Consider the following 939-nt stretch of genomic DNA (forward strand, 5'->3'; position numbering starts at 1 on the left):
TGCTGCTGACCATGCGACAACGCCGCGGCCGACTCCTGGGCGCGGTCGACCAGCCGAAACTGCTCGAGCATCGCCATCACCTTGTCGTGCAGCAACCCGCGAGTCCGCGAGAACATCAGCTTGGAGATTGCGGTCTGCCCCTGCAACGCGAGCAGCACGTTGTCGTACAGCGTCAGCGCCGGCAGCACGCTGGTGATCTGGAATTTGAGGCTCATGCCGCTGCGGGCGCGTTCGGCCGGCGACGCCGCGGTGATGTCGCGGCCATCGAAGCTCACCCGTCCCTCGGTCGGCACTTCGGCGCCGGCGATGCACTTCATCATCGTGCTTTTGCCGGAGCCATTGGGTCCGATCAGGCCATGAAACTCGTTCGGCTGCACGATCAGCTCGGCGCCGTTCAACGCGGTGAGCTTGCCGAAGATCTTGATCAGGCCGCGGGCTTCAAGAAGCGCCATGGCTGCCCTCCTTGCCGTGAGCCTTGGGCGGGCGGCCGAAGCTGCCGATGCGCTCGCGTTCGCCGAGGATCAGGCTGATCAGGCCGGCGGGCCGAAACAGGATGACCAGCAGCATCAAGGCGCCGAGGATGATCGGCCAGATATCCTGATAGCTGTTCGACAGCCAGAACGACACGATCTCGATCACCACGGTGCCGATCACTGCGCCGATCAACGTCCCAGATCCGCCGAACAGCACGTACAGCACCACCTGAGTCGACATCACCACGCCGAGCATGTTGGGCCAGACGAATCCCTCGTGGAAGGCGTACAGCGTGCCGCCGAGCCCGGCGATGGCGCCGCCGAGCGAGAACACGATCGCTTTGAAGTGCTGGACCTTGTAGCCGAAGAACGCGATGCGTTGCTCGTTCTCGCGCAGGCCGGCAAGCGCCAGGCCGAATTGCGAGCGCACCAGAAAGCGGCAGCCGAGATAGACCGCCAGCAAAAT

At 64.2% G+C, this 939-nt stretch carries 2 protein-coding genes; both read right to left on the reverse strand.

What is annotated here, in order from left to right; translation table 11 throughout:
• The coding region (locus I5M_RS17880; RefSeq protein WP_022722648.1) for an ATP-binding cassette domain-containing protein at positions 1–452 on the reverse strand (452 nt) is incomplete at its 3' end.
• Positions 439–939 (reverse strand): branched-chain amino acid ABC transporter permease (locus I5M_RS17885; protein ID WP_040771775.1); only part of this gene is annotated, 501 nt, incomplete at its 5' end. The genes I5M_RS17880 and I5M_RS17885, both read right to left, overlap by 14 nt.

The sequence above is a fragment of the Rhodopseudomonas sp. B29 genome, from assembly GCF_000333455.1.
Classification (GTDB): Bacteria; Pseudomonadota; Alphaproteobacteria; order Rhizobiales; family Xanthobacteraceae; genus Rhodopseudomonas.